Annotated in this window: 17 protein-coding genes and 2 tRNA genes; 16 read left to right on the top strand and 3 right to left on the bottom strand. The window is 65.2% G+C overall.

The features are described from left to right. Positions 1–40: 40 nt before the first annotated feature. Positions 41–1,339, bottom strand: coding sequence for an exodeoxyribonuclease VII large subunit (gene xseA, locus BC358_RS10695; protein ID WP_079365792.1), 1,299 nt, complete (start codon positions 1,337–1,339; stop codon positions 41–43). A gap of 317 nt (positions 1,340–1,656) precedes the next feature. On the opposite strand from xseA, the gene BC358_RS10690 reads away from it, so the two are divergent. The 6 genes from BC358_RS10690 to adk all read left to right on the top strand — a co-directional run bounded on the left by BC358_RS10690 (position 1,657) and on the right by adk (position 5,619). Then, the gene (locus BC358_RS10690; protein WP_066151043.1) at positions 1,657–2,301 is read left to right on the top strand and encodes a MotA/TolQ/ExbB proton channel family protein; all 645 of its coding nucleotides are present in this window, start codon (positions 1,657–1,659) and stop codon (positions 2,299–2,301) included. Between the two features lie 20 nt (positions 2,302–2,321). Next, complete coding sequence (locus tag BC358_RS10685; RefSeq protein WP_079365791.1) at positions 2,322–2,759, top strand: biopolymer transporter ExbD; 438 nt, start codon at positions 2,322–2,324, stop codon at positions 2,757–2,759. A 10-nt stretch (positions 2,760–2,769) separates the two neighbouring features. Further along, complete coding sequence (gene lpxK, locus BC358_RS10680) at positions 2,770–3,876, top strand: tetraacyldisaccharide 4'-kinase (protein WP_079365790.1); 1,107 nt, start codon at positions 2,770–2,772, stop codon at positions 3,874–3,876. Beyond that, the gene (locus BC358_RS10675) at positions 3,857–4,057 is read left to right on the top strand and encodes a Trm112 family protein (protein WP_066151054.1); all 201 of its coding nucleotides are present in this window, start codon (positions 3,857–3,859) and stop codon (positions 4,055–4,057) included. Before lpxK ends, BC358_RS10675 begins: the two co-directional genes overlap by 20 nt. Then, positions 4,054–4,836, top strand: a complete 783-nt coding sequence (gene kdsB, locus BC358_RS10670; protein WP_066151056.1) for a 3-deoxy-manno-octulosonate cytidylyltransferase — start codon at positions 4,054–4,056, stop codon at positions 4,834–4,836. The genes BC358_RS10675 and kdsB overlap by 4 nt, the downstream gene beginning before the upstream one ends. Positions 4,837–4,962: 126 nt before the next feature. Beyond that, a complete protein-coding gene (adk, locus tag BC358_RS10665) occupies positions 4,963–5,619 on the top strand; it encodes an adenylate kinase (protein ID WP_066151059.1) in 657 nt (218 codons plus the stop codon). Positions 5,620–5,693: 74 nt separating this feature from the next. On the opposite strand, the gene BC358_RS10660 is transcribed toward adk, so the two are convergent. Beyond that, complete coding sequence (locus BC358_RS10660) at positions 5,694–6,632, bottom strand: asparaginase (RefSeq protein ID WP_306292796.1); 939 nt, start codon at positions 6,630–6,632, stop codon at positions 5,694–5,696. A gap of 116 nt (positions 6,633–6,748) precedes the next feature. Between BC358_RS10660 and lexA the strand changes: the two genes are divergently transcribed. From lexA to BC358_RS10645, 3 genes are all read left to right on the top strand, one after another. Then, positions 6,749–7,429 carry a transcriptional repressor LexA gene (lexA, locus tag BC358_RS10655; protein ID WP_066151065.1) on the top strand — a complete coding sequence of 227 codons (681 nt, stop codon included), beginning with the start codon at positions 6,749–6,751 and terminating at the stop codon, positions 7,427–7,429. A 132-nt stretch (positions 7,430–7,561) separates the two neighbouring features. Beyond that, positions 7,562–7,912: a hypothetical protein gene (locus BC358_RS10650; protein ID WP_066151068.1), complete on the top strand. Its 351-nt coding sequence runs from the start codon at positions 7,562–7,564 to the stop codon at positions 7,910–7,912. Between the two features lie 47 nt (positions 7,913–7,959). Next, positions 7,960–8,967: a D-2-hydroxyacid dehydrogenase family protein gene (locus BC358_RS10645; RefSeq protein ID WP_079365788.1), complete on the top strand. Its 1,008-nt coding sequence runs from the start codon at positions 7,960–7,962 to the stop codon at positions 8,965–8,967. 68 nt (positions 8,968–9,035) lie between these two features. Here the strand turns inward: BC358_RS10645 and BC358_RS10640 are convergent, their stop codons facing one another. Next, on the bottom strand, positions 9,036–11,087 hold the full coding sequence (locus tag BC358_RS10640) for a FimV family protein (RefSeq protein WP_143434265.1): 2,052 nt from the start codon (positions 11,085–11,087) through the stop codon (positions 9,036–9,038). Positions 11,088–11,162: 75 nt separating this feature from the next. Here BC358_RS10640 and BC358_RS10635 point away from each other — a divergent pair, with 75 nt between their 5' ends. From BC358_RS10635 to BC358_RS10605, 7 genes are all read left to right on the top strand, one after another. After that, entirely contained in the window at positions 11,163–12,683 is a 1,521-nt protein-coding gene (locus BC358_RS10635; protein ID WP_079365786.1) for a 3-hydroxyacyl-CoA dehydrogenase, read from the top strand. 2 nt (positions 12,684–12,685) lie between these two features. Continuing rightward, a complete protein-coding gene (locus BC358_RS10630; protein ID WP_079365785.1) occupies positions 12,686–13,465 on the top strand; it encodes an oxepin-CoA hydrolase, alternative type in 780 nt (259 codons plus the stop codon). Positions 13,466–13,603: 138 nt separating this feature from the next. Next, complete coding sequence (locus BC358_RS10625) at positions 13,604–14,323, top strand: Crp/Fnr family transcriptional regulator (protein ID WP_066151083.1); 720 nt, start codon at positions 13,604–13,606, stop codon at positions 14,321–14,323. Between the two features lie 31 nt (positions 14,324–14,354). Continuing rightward, positions 14,355–15,440: a phosphotransferase family protein gene (locus BC358_RS10620; protein ID WP_079365784.1), complete on the top strand. Its 1,086-nt coding sequence runs from the start codon at positions 14,355–14,357 to the stop codon at positions 15,438–15,440. 42 nt (positions 15,441–15,482) lie between these two features. Then, the gene (locus BC358_RS10615) at positions 15,483–16,742 is read left to right on the top strand and encodes an acyl-CoA dehydrogenase family protein (RefSeq protein WP_066151089.1); all 1,260 of its coding nucleotides are present in this window, start codon (positions 15,483–15,485) and stop codon (positions 16,740–16,742) included. 57 nt (positions 16,743–16,799) lie between these two features. Continuing rightward, positions 16,800–16,876 (top strand) — tRNA-Pro (locus BC358_RS10610). Positions 16,877–16,934: 58 nt separating this feature from the next. Beyond that, positions 16,935–17,011, top strand: a tRNA-Arg gene (locus BC358_RS10605). Positions 17,012–17,045: the final 34 nt, after the last annotated feature.

The raw sequence follows: 17,045 nt of genomic DNA, 5'->3' as shown, positions 1-17,045 counted from the left end.
TTGAACCGCTGCTGCCCTCAGGGGAAAAGAGGTCCGCCCCTCAACGGTCCACAGTCAGATCCACCGAACCGTCCGCCAGGGTCGCCGTGACGGACTGGCCGGGCTGCACCTGCGCGGCCTTGGTGATGGCTCGCCCATCACGGTCGGTGAGAAATGCATAGCCGCGCTCGAGCACCAGCATCGGATCCAGCAGGCCGAGCGCCGCACCGCAACGATCCAGCCGCTGCACGTGCGCCGACAGCGCGCGTGCGACCGCCTGGGGCAGCGTGGAGGACAGCCGCTCGAGATGGAGGGCGTGGCGCTGCTGGCGCAGCTGCACCGCCGACGTGAGCCGGTGCTGCAGGGCCGACAGCTGCCGGCTGCCGTCGTGCAGGCGGCCGGAGGGGCGCCCCAGCCGCTGGGCCAGCCGGTCCAGCCGCTGCACCCGCAGGTCCAGCCCCCGCCAGACCACATCCCTGAGATCGGTTTCGAGCTGCTCCAGCTCGTCAAGCCGCTGCTGCCGGGCCGGTGCGCACAGCTCGGCCGCCGCCGTAGGCGTGGGGGCCCGCAGGTCGGCCGCAAAGTCGGACAGCGTGAAATCGGTCTCGTGCCCGACGCCGCAGACCAACGGCATGGGCGCGCGCACGACCGTGCGCACCACCGATTCGTCGTTGAACGCCCAGAGGTCTTCCAGCGATCCCCCACCACGGACCAGCAGAAGCACATCGCCTTCGCCGGAGTCCCTGAAGCGCTGGTAGGCCTGCTCCAGCGCCCGGCAGATTTCCTGCGGCGCCTGTGCACCCTGCACCGACGCCGGATGCACCAGCACCGGAATGTGGGGCACCCGCCGCCGCAGGGCGGTCACCACGTCGCGCAGCGCGGCCGCTCCCTGCGAGGTCACCACCGCGATGCTCCGGGGCTGCGAGGGCAGAACCCGCTTGCGCCGGGGGTCAAACAGACCCTCCGCCTCCAGCTTCGCCTTGAGCCGGATGAACTGTTCGAACAAAGCGCCCTGCCCCGCCGGTTTGAGCGCCTCAACGATCAGCTGCAGATCCCCACGCGGACCATAGACATCCAGCCGGCCCTGAGCCTGCACCAGCTGTCCATCTCGCGGAACAAACTGCAACTGATCCGCCGCACGGCGGAACATGGCACAACGCAACTGCCCCGATTCGTCCTTCAGCGAGAAGTAGCAGTGTCCGCTGGCAGCACGGGAGAAGCCCGAGATCTCGCCACGAACTGCCACGGGGTTGAAGCGCACAGACAAGGCGTCCGCAATCGCTTGCATCAGCGGCCCAACCGCCCACACGCGCCGCGCAGAGCCGTCGTCCTGGGTGAAAAACGGCTCAGACACTGGCATCTCCGGGGCGAACCTGTCCACAAGGCGCGCCGTTGCTGGAATCCGTGCCCTCTACCCCCGTGTCATCTAGGACCTGCGGGAAGTGGCTTGATTTCAAAGCACTTTGGGCTGCCTGTTTTGTCATCGAACTGTTGAAACGCAGACGTTTGGCGGGATGCGCCGCCATCGAGGCACGGTTCTGCACAAAGTTATCCACAGAATCTGTGCATGGACCCCAGGGTCGGGTTCGGGTGGAGAGGCTGGTGCATCGGCGCAGGACTGCTGCGGGCGGTCGCAGGGGCTGAGACATAATCAAAAGATTGCACCGGAGCCCTGATTTGTTTTCCATCATACAAGCCGCTGGCTGGCCGATCTGGCCCCTCATCTTCTGTTCAGTGATCGCTCTCGCCCTCGTGATCGAGCGTTTTGTCAGCCTCAAGGCGGCCAAGGTTCTGCCTCCACAACTGCTCGAGGAAGCCATCATGGTTTCCCGCAACGGCGTCCCCAACCCGGATGTGGTCACCCAGCTGGAGCAGAACTCGGTGTTTGGCGAGGTGCTCGCCAGCGGCTTTCGGACCCTGAACAACAACCCCAGGGCCACCGAAGACGACCTGAGATCTTCACTGGAGGGCGCGGGACGCATCGCCGGTTCGCGGCTGCAACGCTACCTGGGGGCGCTGGCCACGATCGCCTCCGCAGCCCCTCTGCTGGGTCTGCTGGGCACGGTGATCGGCATGATCGAGATCTTCGGCTCCCAGGGTGGCGACGGTGGCATGGGCACCATGCCGGGCGGCGGCAATCCCACCCAGCTGGCGCACGGCATCTCGATCGCCCTGTACAACACCGCTTTTGGCCTGATGGTGGCCATTCCCGCGCTGATTTTCTGGCGCTATTTCCGCGCCCGGGTCGACGACTACCTGCTGGCCATGGAAGTCGCCACGGAGCGGTTCGTCCGCCACCTGGTGACACTGCGCAACAAGTAAGCAGCGCCCGGGAACCCCGCATGAACTTCCGTCCTGGAACCCGTGATGAGCCGGAGATCAACCTGATCCCTTTCATCGACATCCTGCTGGTCGTGCTGATCTTCCTGATGCTGACCACGACCTACAGCAAGTACACGCAGCTGCAGGTCAATCTGCCGGTGGCCGATTCCGAGGCCCAGCGCAGCGCCCCGAAGGAAGTCATCGTCTCGGTCAGCAGCGACGGCCGCTACGCGATCAACCAGTCGATGCTGGACGGCTCGTCCGTCGAGTCGCTCACCCGTGCGCTCGAAGAAGCAACGCAGGACACACGCGACATGGTGATCATCATCAGCGCAGATGCCGCGGCCACCCACCAGTCGGTGATCAACGTGATGGATGCGGCGCGGCGCGCCGGGCTGGTGCAGATCACCTTCGCCACCCAGCAGTCCGGCTCGGCCCCCTCGCGCGGCAAGTCCTGACCCCCCCGCCATGACACGCCCGGACGCCGAAGCCCGGTGGCAAGCGATCTGGGCGCAGCGGGGCTGGAAAGCCCGCCTTCTGTGGCCGATGTCCCAGATCTACCGGGCGCTGGTCGGCTTGCGGCGGCGCCGCTACGCACAGGGTCAATGGCCAGTGGAACGCCTGCCCGTGCCGGTGATCGTGATCGGCAACGTGGTGGTCGGTGGCGCGGGCAAAACGCCCACGGTGATGGCGCTGATCTCCCATCTGCGCTCGCGGGGCTGGTCGCCGGGCGTGGTGTCCCGGGGGCACGGGAGGCTGGGTGAAGGACTGCTGGAGCTCACATCCGGGACAACGGCCTCGGAGGCTGGGGACGAACCCACCCTGATTCACCGGAGCACAGGCGTGCCGGTCGTGGTGGGAAGGCGTCGTGCGCACGCTGCCCGTGCACTGCTGGCGGCGCACCCCGAGGTGGACCTGCTGCTGTGCGACGATGGGTTGCAGCATCTGGCACTGGGACGTGACATCGCCATCGCGGTGTTCGATGACCGGGGCACCGGCAACGGATGGCTGCTGCCGGCGGGCCTGCTCAGGGAGCCCTGGCCTCCTGCCGCGGAAGACCCGTTCTCGCCACAGTTTGTCTTGCTGCAGCGACGGGCTGACTCCGCACCGGTCTCGCCCCCTGCCTTGCCCGTGGGCGCGACCTTGTTTGTGGCCACCCGGCGTCTCGCTGGCGTCGCCCGCGGTCCTAGTGGCAGTGAACGACCGTTGTCCGAACTGGTGGGCCAGGACCTGGTGGCCGTGGCCGGCATCGCCCGGCCGGATGTCTTCTTCGAAATGCTGCGCAACCAGGGGCTGACCCTGTCCCGGTGCATGGCCCTGCCAGACCACGCGCCGCCGGACGCCTACCAGGCAGTCCTGGATTCACCCTCATCCACCGTGGTGTGCACGGAAAAAGATGCGGTCAAGCTGTTCGCCCAGGCACTGGCGCTGCCAGCCGACCGGCGCCCGTCCCTGTGGACGGTGCCATTGGAGCTTCAGCTCGACCCGGCCTTTCTGGCTGAACTGGATCATCGGCTGGAGGCTCTGCGTGCAAGCGCGCGACTATCATCGCGGCATGGATACCAAACTGCTTGAACTGCTGGTCTGCCCCGTCACCAAAGGCCCTCTGATCTTCGACCGCGAGGCCCAGGAACTGATCTCTCGCAGCGCCCGCCTGGCCTATCCGGTGCGCGACGGCATTCCCATTCTCCTGGAGCACGAAGCCCGGACACTGAGCGACGAAGAAGCCGCTCGGCCACCGGCGCCCACCGCATGAGCGCGGCTGTCCGGACACCGGCCTTCAGCGTGCTGATTCCGGCGCGCATGGCCTCCAGCCGCCTCCCAGATAAACCTCTGGCAGACATTGCGGGCCTGCCCATGGTTGTTCGTGTGGCCCGGCAGGCGCTGCTCAGCGGCGCCCGCCAGGTGGTGGTGGCGGCCGACGATCCCCGCATCCTGAGCGCCTGTGCGGAGCATGGCGTCACGGCGCTGCTCACCCGTTCCGACCACCCCTCCGGCAGCGACCGGCTGGCCGAAGCCTGTGAACTGCTTGGCCTGGCTGACGACGAGCTCGTGGTGAATGTGCAGGGGGACGAGCCGCTGGTGGACCCCGCGCTCATCGCCGCAGTGGCCACGCAGCTGGCGCAAAGGCCCGATTGCGTGATGAGCACCGCCGCCCACGCCATTGAGCAGGTGGAAGACTTTCTCAATCCGAACGTGGTCAAGGTGGTGCTCGACCGGCGGCAGGTGGCGCTGTATTTCAGCCGCGCGCCCATCGCCTGGTGGCGCGACGGCATGTCGAACGGCCAGCCGCTCAGCCTGCCTTCGCCGGCCCCTTGGCGGCACATCGGCGTCTACGGATACCGGGCGGGTTTCCTGCGCCGTTTTCCGTCGCTGGAGCCGGCACCGCTGGAACTGACGGAGTCGCTGGAGCAACTGCGCACCCTATGGCACGGTGAGCGCATTGCGGTGCATCTCGCGACCCATGCGGCCGCTCCCGGTGTGGACACCCCCACGGACCTGGAAAGGGTCCGGGCGCTGCTCCGGAAGTCTTGAACTGCGACACTGTCTGTAAGGCAGTGTCGGGGTAGGCCATGCTATCCTCGTTCGACCCTCGATACCGGGGCCAGCTCAGCCGCGGAGACAGGCGAGCACGAATGAAACACTGATACAAGGAAGACGATGAGACTGATCCTGTTGGGCGCTCCTGGTGCGGGCAAGGGCACACAAGCCACCTTCATCTGCCAGAAGTACGGCATCCCCCAGATCTCGACCGGCGACATGCTGCGTGCCGCCGTGAAGGCTGGCACGCCTCTGGGCATGCAGGCCAAGGCGGTCATGGACGCCGGTGGCCTGGTGAGTGACGACCTGATCATCAACCTCGTCAAGGAACGCATTGCCCAGCCCGACTGCGCCAGCGGCTTCCTGTTCGATGGCTTCCCGCGCACCATCCCGCAGGCCGACGCTATGAAAGCGGCCGGCGTGAAGCTGGACTACGTGCTGGAAATCGACGTGCCGTTCGACGCCATCATCGAACGCATGAGCGGCCGCCGCTCACACCCCGCCTCAGGGCGCACCTACCACGTGAAATTCAACCCGCCCAAGGTGGAAGGCAAGGACGACGTCACCGGTGAACCGCTGATCCAGCGCGACGATGACAAGGAAGAAACGGTCAAGAAGCGCCTGGAGGTGTACAGCGCCCAGACCCGACCGCTGGTCGACTACTACAGCCAGTGGGCCAGGACAGATCCGGCCTCCGCCCCCAAGTACCGCGCCATCAGCGGCACCGGCTCGGTGGATGAGATCACAGCCCGCGCGTTCCAGGCCCTGGCCGCCTGACCCAGCGCCCACTCCTCCTGCAAACCCGGCAACTTGCCGGGTTTCTTTCTTTGTCGTTGCAACGGGCTGGCGCGTCAGGGTTCCAGCAGCGAGAGTGCCAGAGCCAGCCGCGCCTTCACAGGGGGCAGTCCGGCGGAGTCGGGCATGGGATTGGCCGTGTCAGGAATCACACGCCCTCGGGCACAGCGCGTGGCCCTGACCACCCGCACACCACGGGCCATGGCCTCCAACAAGGCCGAGGCCAGCGACTGGTGAACCGTGCCGTTGCCGGTGGCAGCCACCACAATGCCCTGCGGACGCAGTGCCGGGTCCGCCTGCAGCAGCGCGCGAACGATGGAGCCGTCGGCATCGGCATGGCTGGTCACCAGTTGGACGCGTGGCAGCGCATCGGCCCGCAGCACCCGCGCCAGCAGTGCCTCAGATCGCTCGGCGATCGGGCGGCTTGCGGGAGGATGGAACCACCGGACCTCGCCTTCTTCCACACACGCCATAGGGCCGGCGTCGCCCGAATCGAACGCATCCACCCGGTAGCTGTGAACCTTGGTCAAGTGCTCGGGCTCGTGCACCAGCCCCGCACAGACCACCACACACCCTCCGACCTCGGGATGACCCGCCACGGTCACGGCATCCAGCAGGTTCTGAGGGCCATCGGGCACAAGGGCGGTGGCTGGGCGCATCGCGCAGGTGAACACCACCGGCTTGCGGGGCTGCAGCACCGTCTGGATGAAAAAGGCAGTTTCTTCCAGCGTGTCGGTGCCGTGTGTGACCACAACGCCGGCAACCTCGTCGCGTGCAAGGTGGTGAGAGAGCCGAAGCAACAGCCGCTTCCACAGACCGAAGTGCATGTCCTTGCTGTCCACCTGGTCCACCTGCTCCACCTCCAGTGGACTGCCTTGCAGCGCTGGAACGCCCCCCAGAAGATCTTCCACACGAACCTGCCCTGCCACATATCCCACGTTATCTCCTGCCCGGGCGGCCCGCCCGGCGATCGTTCCGCCAGTCCCCAGGATCACGCAAAAGCCTCTGTTGTTGTCGTTCACTTGCCAAGTCTCCGAAACTGTTTAAAAATACAGATACTGGATGTACAAACAGCCTGTCCAGCCGCATCCCGCCTAACCACGAGGTTGACATGATCGAGTCGTTCCCGCCCAAGCTCACGGCCCGCCAGCAGCAAATCCTGGAGTTGATCCAGAACGCCATTGCCCGCACCGGCGCTCCACCCACCCGCGCAGAAATCGCCACCGAGCTCGGATTCAAGTCGGCCAATGCGGCCGAGGAGCACCTTCAGGCGCTCGCACGCAAAGGCATGATCGAACTGGTCAGCGGCACCTCCCGCGGGATCCGTCTTCGCAGCCGGGATCTGCAGGCCATCAACGATCAGCGGACTCATCAGCTTACACTGCCGATGCCCGGCCTTTCTCAGCTCATGCTGCCCCTGATCGGGCGGGTGGCTGCCGGCTCACCGATCCTCGCTCAGGAACACGTCGACCAGACTTATCACGTCGAGCGCAGCCTGTTCCAGCGCACACCTGACTACCTGCTGCGCGTGCGCGGCATGTCCATGCGCGACGTCGGCATCCTCGACGGCGACCTGCTGGCCGTGCAGTCCGGCAAGGACGCGAAGAATGGGCAGATCGTGGTGGCCAGGCTCGGAGACGATGTGACTGTCAAGCGTTTCATGCGCCGCGACCACCAAATCGAGCTGCACGCGGAAAACCCGGACTACAAAACGATCGTGGTGCAACCGGGTGAACCCTTCGAGATCGAAGGCCTCGCCGTGGGCCTGATTCGCAACAGCTTCCAGATCTGACCCGCTGGGTCGGTGCCGCCCTCGCAGGTGGCGGGCGTTTTGCCAGAACAGCACACTGTCCTTGGCAAACCCTGCGAGAGCGGCTCTTCCGAACCAATCCTGCCTGTGTCCAACCCCTTTCCGGAGTTTCACATGGGAATCCGCATCACCTCCAAGACCTGGCGCGCTCCGTTGCAGTTGATCGACAACTGGCTGCCGTCACCTCCTTGTCCCAACAAGACCCGCAAACCGCTGCCAACGTTGATGCAGCGGTTTGTCAGGGCCGGATGGTTGACCAACAAGCAACCGAAACAGTCGCTGTCGACCTCTCACGGCGCTTCCATGGCCGAGGTGTCGCGGCCCTCACAGACAGCAACCATCCGCCTGAAGCACACCAGCCAACCGGATCGAAGCGCTTGCCTGGTGATTTCAGGGCGCATGGCCGATGTCTGCGCCGAACTGGACCGTCTGGCCGCTCTCGAGCACCGCACCGAACCCGCCTGACAGCTCAAAGTCTGTACAGAATGCTCATGGCGGCACAATAGTGCTCCATGAACATCGTGATACTGGACGACTATCAGGACGCCGTCCGAAAGCTGGATTGCGCAGCGCGCCTCGACCCCTATCCCGCCAAAGTGTTCACCAACACGGTCAAGGGGGTCGGGCAACTGTCCATACGGTTGCGGGATGCCGACATCGTGGTCCTGATCCGGGAAAGAACCCCGGTATCCCGTCAACTGGTTGACAAGCTGCCTCGCCTGAAGCTCATTGCGCAGACGGGGCGTATCGGCAGCCATATTGACGTCACTGCCTGCACCGAACGCGGCATCGCCGTGGCCGAAGGCACAAGTTCCCCGATCTCCACCGCCGAGCTGACATGGGCTCTGGTCATGGCGTCGATGCGGCGCATTCCCCAGTATGTCGCAAGCCTCAAGCACGGTGCCTGGCAACAGTCGGGGCTGAAGTCATCGTCCATGCCCGCCAACTTCGGCCTCGGCATGGTTCTTCACGGCAAGACACTCGGCTTGTGGAGCTATGGCCGCATCGGCAAGCTGGTCGCTGCTTACGGCAAGGCCTTCGGCATGCAGGTGCTGGTCTGGGGTGGCAATGAGTCCTGCCGGCAGGCCGTTTCCGACGGCTTTGAGGTCGCAGCCAGCCGGGAAGATCTCTTTGAGCGTTCGGATGTGCTCAGCCTTCATCTTCGACTCAGCGACCGCAGCGCGGGCTGTGTCACGCTGGAGGATCTTTCTCGCATGAAGCCGACCGCCCTGCTGGTCAATACATCCAGAGCCGAACTGATCGAGGCCGAGGCCTTGCTGACCGCGTTGAACCGGGGGCGCCCAGGCATGGCCGCCATCGATGTTTTCGAATCAGAGCCGATTCTTCAGGGGCATGCGCTGCTCAGGCTAGAGAACTGCATCTGCACGCCTCACATCGGCTACGTCGAGCTCAGCAACTACGAGACCTTGTTCTCGGCTGCGTTCGACAATGTGGTCAATTTCATCAAGGGAACGCCCACCAACATCGTCAACCCTGGCGCCCTGCAGGTGCGACGCTGACCATCAGGCTCAGCAGCGCCAACAAAAAAGCCAGCACGTGTCTGGCTTTTTTTGTTGAGCAAACATGCTCACTGTGTGGACTGTGCGCCCTTGCCCGGTGGGATTTCTCCGTCATCGGGTGGCGTGAAATCCAGAACTTCAAAATCAATGAGGTTGCCCATGTCCGCGGCCTCCACTGCAGAGATGCCCGTCGATGACGCGAGCCTGGCCGTGGGCTCCACCGGCACCACAACGTCGGGCAGCGATGCTTCGAACGCCGACGCGTCGTGCAGCGCATCCAGGTCGATATCCAGGCCAAGACGGGGGGAGGCGTGCGGGATTTCATCCATCGGTTCGGTCAACCGTTCCGAAGCTGCCGCAGAGGACGAAACAGCAGCCATCTTCGGCCCCGCAGCCTTGAGAGGACGAATCGCCGTGTGCTGGAAGTCAGAAGAAGGGGTGCTCGAATCGCGCTGGATCACATCCTTCGCGATGGCGTGGAGGAGCAGGAGCTCACGGTACGCTTCGAGATCAAACACCTCCGACTCGGGATCGGCCGCATCCCTGAAGATGGACTTTTCGATGACATCCAGCACCTTGGGCTGAGGCCACAGTGCCTGAATCCGCCCGAACGCAGTCTCGTAGGCTTCCAGGCCCCGGTTGGAGTCGCTGTACTGATCGAACGGCGGGGCACTTGCATTGAACTGGCGGTTGAACTCTTCGCGCAGCTTTTCGTACTCGTCGCGCCGCCCCAGCCGGTGGTAGAGCTTGAAGAGGTCAAGATACGCGAGCGCACTGGGCTCCTGGCTTTCGTGCAAATGCATCTTGAGGACACCGATCGCCTGGTCAAACTCGCCCAGCGAAACGAAAAAATCCGACTGCTGCTGGACGTCGAACAGTTCTTCCGTAGCGACGGACCGGGACACGCCGATGTGGCTGGTGCGGAAATCGCGGCGCTCGGAAGTGGACAAGGGCATCGCTCCGCTGTCACCAGAACCTTTGCGCACAGGACCCAGTTCGTCCAACCCGGAATCGGCATCCAGATCAAGGTCAAGATCCAATCCTTTGGCCGCCACCTTCCTTGCAGGCTTGTCGGCAGGCACCTTGGCCGCTTTCGCTGCACCAGACGTCCACCAGTCCTTCTGAGGGGTACCCGCAACGCCAATGGCGGTCTTGCGTCGCCACAGCCAGGCCAGTGCTGCCAAAGCAAGAAGCAGCAGCGCCCCCAAGGTGTACGCAGCCCACGACATGAAGCGCGACTGTTCGAGCCTGGCCTCCATGTCCTGCATGGCGGCCTTGTTGCGCGCCTCCCGCTCACGCAAGCCTTTGGATTCGGCCTCCAGGACTGCCAGCTTCTGGGTGTCGCGAAGAATGTCCTCGGGGGATGCGTTCAATGCCTTCCAGAGCTGGGCAGCAGCGGCCCGCTCCTGGGGGTTCGAGGAGGGCTCGCTGAGCAGGGACAGTGACAGTTTGAGAACCGGATCGCGCTCGATCGCGAGACTCACGTCCACAGGGTCCAGCTGGAGCCGCGGGGTTACATCCCTTGCCGGTTCCACCGGCTTGCGCACCACGCTGGCTGGCCTGGGCCTGGGCCTGGAAGCAGAAGCAGGCGCCGTGCTGCGCGTCGGAGCCGCCACAGGAGTACCGCTGCCAGCTGCCGGACCAGCAGACACTCTGGAGCTGCCTGTCGAACCCTCCGCCGGGATGGGCGACGGCTTGGGCACTACTTGTGAACCGGACAACGCAGGCGCTGTTTGCGACGCCGTTGCAGGCTCGGACAGAAAGTCAGCCAGCAGCACATACCGACGGGAGAACGGCGAAGCGCAGCCCGCCCTCAACACCACCGAGACAACGGGTTCGTTCACCGGCACCGTGGTCTGGATCCGCACCGATGCCTCGGCATCGGGCGCGTTGTGCTGCGTCGAGGTGCGCACAGACGAAGGGCCCAGCTGGTTGTCGCCGAAGAACACATCGGCCTGCAGGCACAGTGCGGACAGATCTTCCCCTGGAGCCGCGACGGCCTGCACCCGTATATCAAGAGGCCTGCCAATGAGAACAGCGCCGCTGTGTCGCCCCAGAGTGGCCGCCGAACCGCCCAATGCCGTTGATAGCAAAATAGAGCCAACCAAGATCTGGCGCACGTCACAGCCCTTCCGTTCTTCGTGGCAACATTTTGTCATAGGTCGTTGCCCACCCTTCTTAAATAACACTTTCATATGACCCCAACTTTTCAAACCGTCGGCATCGTGGGTGCAGGCGCCATGGGCCGCGGCATCGCACAGATGGCAGCCCAGGCCGGAAGCGCAGTCATCTTGTTCGATCTGCAGCCCAATGCGGCCGAAACCGCCCGGCAGGCGCTGGCCGACACCTGGCAGAAGCTGGTGGACAAGAACAAGCTCGATGCCGCGCAACGCACCGCCATGCTGGATCGGCTCCGCTGCGCCGATGCCCTTGCTTCGCTGGCCCCCTGCGACCTGGTCATCGAAGCCGTCGTCGAGCGGCTGGATGTCAAACAGAAGCTGTTTTCCGAACTTGAGTCCATCGTTTCCAAACAATCGGTGCTGGCAACCAACACCTCTTCGTTGTCAGTGACCGCCATCGGTGCGGCGCTCCAGCGCCCTCGCCAGCTTGCCGGGTTCCACTTCTTCAACCCCGTGCCGCTGATGCGCGTGGTCGAAGTGATCGCCGGTCTCAAGACCGATCCGGTGGTGTGCGAGCGGCTGACGGCCTTTGCCCGCGAATTCGGGCATACCCCCGTATCGGCGCAGGACACCCCCGGCTTTATCGTCAACCACGCCGGTCGCGGTTACGGCACCGAAGCACTGCGGGTGGCGAGCGAGCGGGTGGCCGATTTCGCGACCATCGACCGCATCCTCAAAGACCAGATGGGCTTCCGGCTCGGTCCTTTCGAGCTGATGGATCTGACCGCCCTGGACGTCTCGCACCCGGTCATGGAGTCGATCTACCGCCAGTACTACGACGAACCACGCTACCGCCCCAGCGTGATCACGGCGCAGCGACTGGCCGGTGGTGTGGTCGGCAAGAAGGTCGGCGACGGCTTCTATACATACAGAGAGGGCATTGCCCAGGTTCCTGCCGAGCCTCCGGTGCCCGAGGTCGGTGCCCTGCCGCCGGTCTGGGTCTCGCCCAAAGCCGCGCGTCGGGCCGAGATCTACCAGTTGCTCAAGAACCTGGGCGCAAGCATCGAAACCGCCCAGGCCCCATCAGCCAGCGCGCTGATCCTGGTGGCTCCGCTCGGACTGGACGTGACCACCCTCGCCGCGGTCGAGCGGCTCGACCCCACCCGCACCGTTGGCATCGACATGATGCTGGAGGACGCCGCCACCAAGCGCCGCGTGCTGGCCACCAACCCGGCCACCCGCCCCGACATGCGCGACGCCGCGCACGCCCTGTTCGCCAAGGATGGCAAGGCGGTGAGCGTGGTCAAGGACAGCGGCGGCTTCGTGACGCAGCGCGTCGTCGCCACCATCGTCAACATCGCGGCCGACATGTGCCAGCAGGGCATCTGCACACCCAAGGACCTGGAAGTGGCGGTGACACTGGGTCTGGGCTACCCCATGGGCCCGCTGGCCATGGGCGACAAGGTCGGCCCCACCAATGTGCTGGAGATCCTGTTCAACATGGGCACGGTCTACGGCGATCCTCGCTACCGCCCTTCGCCCTGGCTGCGCCGCCGCGGCGCCCTGGGTCTGAGCCTGATGCACGAAGAGGCCTGAGCATGAGCGCCAGCCTCAAAAGCCACAGCCATGGCCAGACCATGGTGCTGACCATCAGCAACCCGGAACACCGCAATGCCCTGGGTCCGGAGATCTATGCCGCGGGGGTCGAGGCGCTGAACGTGGCCGAGTCCAGCCCCGAGGTCCGCTCGGTCGTCATCACCGGCGAAGGCAGCCACTTCTGCGCAGGCGGCAACCTGCAGCGCCTGCTGTCCAACCGCCAGCAGCCACCCGAGGTGCAGGCCCAGAGCATCGAAAGCCTGCACAACTGGATCGAAACCATCCGCGCATTCCCCAAGCCGGTGATCGCCGCCGTGGAAGGCGCCTGCGCCGGTGCGGGCTTCTCGCTTGCGCTGGCCTGCGACCTGCTGGTCGCCGCACAGGACAGCGTCTTTGTGATGGCCTACAGCAATGTGGGCCTGTCCTCCGACGGCGGCGCCACCTGGAGCCTGGCGCGCGCCCTGCCCCGCGCCACCGCGATGCAGTTGCTGATGTGTGGCGACCGCATCGACGCCGCGCGCCTGCAGACCCTCGGCGTGGTCAACCAGGTGTGTGCCAGCGGCGAGGCGATGGCCTCCGCGCTGGCGCTGGCCGAAAAACTCAACTCCCGGGCGCCCAACGCCATGGCCAGCATCAAGGAGCTGGTGAACGAGGCCCAGACCGCGCCGCTGCACACCCAGCTCGCGGCCGAGCGCGACCACTTCGTGCGCAACCTCCACCACGCCAACGGCGGTGAAGGCATCTCGGCCTTCCTTGAGAAGCGCCGCCCCGGCTACCGTTGATCGACAAGCCTGCCGTGCTGCGGTTTTAAAAGCGGCACGGCGACACCTGCGGGACAGCTTCCCCGCGCTATCCCTGATGCTCCCGGCGCGTCCCAGTGGTGACAATGGGGCCGCTTTCAGTCACTCAAAAGACATCCAATGGACGAACCCATTCTGACAATGGAAGAACGCGAGGCGATCAACAACGGTCGCTGGTTCCAGAGTCTTTCCCCCTCCCTGCGTCACGACATTCTCCGATGCGCCTACGTCAAGCGATTCAAGGACGGCGACCTGATCGTCGCCCGCGGCGAACCGCCCACCGAGTGGACGGCGGTCGCCAAGGGTGCGGTGCGTGTCAGCTCGACCTCGCTCTCGGGCAAGCTGATCACGCTGACCTACGTGGAACCCGGTGTGTGGTTCGGGGATGTGGCGTTCTTCGACGGGGACCGTCGCACGCACGACGCCTATGCGCATGGCCCGACCACGCTGCTGTGCGTGGCCCGCAACGACTTCCAGAAGATCCTCAGCGCCCACGTCGAACTGTACGAAGCGCTGATGCGCCTGCAGGCGCGGCGCATCCGAACGCTGTTCGGCCTGGTGGAAGACCTCAACACCCTGCCGCTGCGCGCGCGCCTGGCCAAACAGCTGCTGCACCTGGTGCGCTCCTACGGCGTGCCCTGCCTCTCGGACGGCAACGAGATGCGCATCGGCCTGCAACTGGCGCAGGAAGAACTGGCGCAGCTGCTGGGCGCCTCGCGCCAGCGCGTGAACCAGGAACTCAAATCCATGGAGCGCGAAGAAGCGATCCGCATCGAGCAGGGAGGGCTGGTGGTGCGCAACCGCGACATGCTGATGCGCATCGCCGAAGCCGAACACTGACCGTTTTCCTGCCCTCACCGACCGTGACCGAATGAACGACCTCCAGAACTTCACCGGCACACGGCCGGTGGCGACCCAGCATGCCGTCGACACCGCCGCCCTCCAGGCCTGGCTCGAACGCCATGTCGACGGCTTTACCGGCCCCCTGAGCATCGAGATGTTCAAGGGCGGCCAGTCCAACCCCACCTACAAACTCATCACGCCGGCGCGCGCCTACGTCATGCGCGCCAAGCCCGGCCCGGTGGCCAAGCTGCTGCCTTCGGCCCACGCCATCGAGCGCGAGTTCCGCGTGATGGGCGCACTGCACGGCACCGGTGTGCCGGTGGCCCGCATGCACGCCCTGTGCGAGGACGAGTCGGTGATCGGCCGTGCGTTCTATGTGATGGAGTGCGTCGACGGCCGCGTGATGTGGGACCAATCGCTGCCCGATCTGACCAATGACCAGCGCGGCGCCATCTACGACGAGATGAACCGCGTGATGGCCGCGCTGCACAGCGTGCGCCCGGACGCCATCGGTCTGTCCGACTACGGCAAGCCGGGCAACTACTTCGAGCGCCAGATCGGCCGCTGGAGCAAGCAGTACGTGGCGTCGATCACACAGCCCATCCCCGAGATGGACCAGCTCATGGAGTGGCTGCCTCGGAACATTCCGGCCATGGCGCGCGACGAATCGATGGTGTCCATCGTGCACGGCGACTACCGGCTGGACAACCTGATGTTCCACCCCACCGAACCGCGCGTGCTCGCGATCCTCGACTGGGAGCTGTCCACGCTGGGTCACCCGCTGGCCGATTTCAGCTACCACTGCATGGCCTGGCACATCCCGCCCGGCGCCTTCCGCGGCATCGGCGGCCTGGACGTGCAAGCGCTGGGTATTCCGACCGAGGCCGAATACATCCGCCGCTACTGCGAACGCACCGGTTTCGTCACGCCCGAACAGCTCAAGGCCGACTGGAACTTCTACCTGGCCTACAACCTGTTCCGTCTCGCCGCCATCCTGCAGGGCATCGCCAAGCGCGTCGAGATGGGCACCGCCTCCAGCGCGCAGGCGGTGTCGTCCGCCGCCGGTGCGCGCCCGCTGGCCGAGATGGCCTGGCGCTTTGCACAGCAGGCCTGACCCCGACTCCAACGTCCCGACCCCACACCCAAGGAACACACCATGCACTTCGATTACACCGACAAGGTCAAGGACATGCGCCAGCGCCTGCTGGCCTTCATGGACGAGCACATCTACCCGAACGAAGGGCGCTTCTTCGCCGAGATCGCGGCCAACCGCGCCAAAGGCAATGCCTGGATCCCGACCACCGTCATCGAGGAGCTCAAGCCCAAGGCGCGCGCCGCAGGCCTGTGGAACCTGTTCCTACCGATGAGCAAGCGGGCACCCGAGGGCCTGTCCAACCTGGAATACGCACCGCTGTGCGAGATCATGGGCCGCGTGCCGTTCGCGGCCGAGGTGTTCAACTGCTCCGCTCCCGACACCGGCAACATGGAAACGCTGGAGCGCTATGCGTCCGAGGAGATCAAGGACGAATGGCTCGAACCCCTGCTGCGCGGCGAGTTCCGTTCGGCCTTCTTGATGACCGAACCCGCGGTGGCCTCGTCGGACGCCACCAACATCCAGTGCGAGATCACGCGCGACGGTGACCACTACGTGCTCAACGGCCGCAAGTGGTGGTCGTCCGGTGCTGGCGATCCGCGCTGCAAGGTCTACATCGTCATGGGCAAGACCGACCCCGAGGCACCGCGCCATTCGCAGCAGAGCATGATCGTCGTGCCCGCCGGCACGCCCGGCGTCACTGTGGTGCGCCCGCTCTCCGTGTTCGGTTACGACGACGCGCCGCATGGCCACATGGAAGTGGTGCTCAAGGACGTGCGCGTGCCGGTGCGCAACCTGCTGCTGGGCGAGGGCCGCGGTTTCGAGATCGCCCAGGGCCGCCTCGGCCCGGGCCGCATCCACCACTGCATGCGCTCCATCGGCGCAGCCGAGCGCGCGCTGGAGTTGATGTGCAAGCGCCTCAACAGCCGCGTCGCCTTCGGCAAGCCGATCTCCGCGCAGTCGGTCTGGCACGAGCGCATCGCCGAGGCCCGCTGCAAGATCGAACAGGCGCGCCTGCTCACGCTCAAGGCCGCCTACATGATGGACACAGTGGGCAACAAGGTGGCCAAGGCCGAGATCGCGATGATCAAGGTGGTGGCGCCCAACATGGCCTGCGAGATCATCGACATGGCCATCCAGGCCCATGGCGGCGGTGGCGTCAGCGACGACTTCCCGCTGGCCTACAGCTACGCCAACCAGCGCACGCTGCGCTTGGCCGATGGTCCTGACGAGGTGCACCGCGCGGCGATTGCCAAGCTGGAGCTGGCCAAACACATGGCCATCAAGAGCGACGTCGAGATGCCGGTGACGCGCGGTTGCTGATGCGCACCAACAAACCGCGCAGAGCCCCCTGGCGACAGGGTATACTTGCTGGCTTGTCGGAGCGTAGCGCAGCCTGGTAGCGCATCTGCTTTGGGAGCAGAGGGTCGCGAGTTCGAATCCCGCCGCTCCGACCATTCTTCAGGACAAAAAAGGCCCACTGCGTGGGCCTTTTTTGTATCCTGTCCGCACCGGCTGCCCGTAGCTCAACCGGATAGAGCAGCTGCCTTCTAAGCAGCAGGTCGGGGGTTCGAGTCCCTCCGGGCAGGCCAGCGATTCCTCCCCAACACCCCTCCCTTCTGCGCG

The organism is Hydrogenophaga sp. H7 (genome assembly GCF_002025745.1).
Lineage (GTDB): Bacteria > Pseudomonadota > Gammaproteobacteria > Burkholderiales > Burkholderiaceae_C > Hydrogenophaga > Hydrogenophaga pseudoflava.
The sequence above is the reverse complement of the archived record's forward strand: the minus strand, read 5'-3'. Positions and strand labels throughout refer to the sequence as shown.

Bases quoted from the DNA above. Each gene is read 5' to 3' on its own strand.
- xseA (WP_079365792.1), bottom strand. From the start codon at position 1,339: ATGCCAGTGTCTGAGCCGTTTTTCACCCAGGACGACGGCTCTGCGCGG.
- BC358_RS10685 (WP_079365791.1), top strand. From the start codon at position 2,322: ATGAACTTCCGTCCTGGAACCCGTGATGAGCCGGAGATCAACCTGATC.
- lpxK (WP_079365790.1), top strand. From the start codon at position 2,770: ATGACACGCCCGGACGCCGAAGCCCGGTGGCAAGCGATCTGGGCGCAG.
- BC358_RS10675 (WP_066151054.1), top strand. From the start codon at position 3,857: ATGGATACCAAACTGCTTGAACTGCTGGTCTGCCCCGTCACCAAAGGC.
- kdsB (WP_066151056.1), top strand. From the start codon at position 4,054: ATGAGCGCGGCTGTCCGGACACCGGCCTTCAGCGTGCTGATTCCGGCG.
- adk (WP_066151059.1), top strand. From the start codon at position 4,963: ATGAGACTGATCCTGTTGGGCGCTCCTGGTGCGGGCAAGGGCACACAA.
- lexA (WP_066151065.1), top strand. From the start codon at position 6,749: ATGATCGAGTCGTTCCCGCCCAAGCTCACGGCCCGCCAGCAGCAAATC.
- BC358_RS10650 (WP_066151068.1), top strand. From the start codon at position 7,562: ATGGGAATCCGCATCACCTCCAAGACCTGGCGCGCTCCGTTGCAGTTG.
- BC358_RS10645 (WP_079365788.1), top strand. From the start codon at position 7,960: ATGAACATCGTGATACTGGACGACTATCAGGACGCCGTCCGAAAGCTG.
- BC358_RS10635 (WP_079365786.1), top strand. From the start codon at position 11,163: ATGACCCCAACTTTTCAAACCGTCGGCATCGTGGGTGCAGGCGCCATG.
- BC358_RS10630 (WP_079365785.1), top strand. From the start codon at position 12,686: ATGAGCGCCAGCCTCAAAAGCCACAGCCATGGCCAGACCATGGTGCTG.
- BC358_RS10625 (WP_066151083.1), top strand. From the start codon at position 13,604: ATGGACGAACCCATTCTGACAATGGAAGAACGCGAGGCGATCAACAAC.
- BC358_RS10620 (WP_079365784.1), top strand. From the start codon at position 14,355: ATGAACGACCTCCAGAACTTCACCGGCACACGGCCGGTGGCGACCCAG.
- BC358_RS10615 (WP_066151089.1), top strand. From the start codon at position 15,483: ATGCACTTCGATTACACCGACAAGGTCAAGGACATGCGCCAGCGCCTG.